We start from the raw sequence: 537 nt of genomic DNA, 5'->3' as shown, positions 1-537 counted from the left end.
GCGCGCTATTCCCAGGGCATGCGCAGGACGGCAGGTACCGTAACCGTGATGGCGTCGTGATGACGCAGTCGAGGCCAGAAGGTGTCAGCTTGGCCGTAACGGCGTCTGTGCTCAAAGCAGCGAAGACAACATTCAGCAAAACGTTGTTCTGTTCCCGGCCTCGGGATTTTTTATACACAGAACGACATTCCAGCGTGCGCCACGATCCTGACGCGGACTGATGGTGACCTGAAGTTCGCCGGTGATTTGCATCGGCACCCGGAATCCCGATGGACCAGCCGCCCCAGACCCGCGCCGTCGATGCGGCCTCCCGAGCGAAGGGCGCCGGTCAGGATCCGCGTCCGCCCGCCCGCTCGGCGCGGAGATCCTGGCTGCTGGCGGGGGCGGTCAGCGTCATGGCCCATATCGCCGTCCTGGCGCCCGCCCTGCTGGCCGGGGGCGGCCCCACGGCGGTCTGGCCGGTTCAGGAGCCCGCGCCGCCGGTGGTGGTGACCCTGTTCAGGCCGCCGCCGACCGAGCCCGAGCCCGAGCCCGCGC

The 537-nt window shown here is 68.3% G+C and carries 1 pseudogene; it reads left to right on the top strand.

The window, feature by feature from the left end:
* Window positions 1–269: 269 nt before the first annotated feature.
* Window positions 270–537 (top strand): annotated as a pseudogene (locus B2742_RS02505) (hypothetical protein); the annotation flags it as partial.

It is taken from the genome of Brevundimonas sp. UBA7664, assembly GCF_002483305.1.
Lineage (GTDB): Bacteria > Pseudomonadota > Alphaproteobacteria > Caulobacterales > Caulobacteraceae > Brevundimonas.
This window is presented reverse-complemented; position numbering and strand designations above follow the sequence as displayed.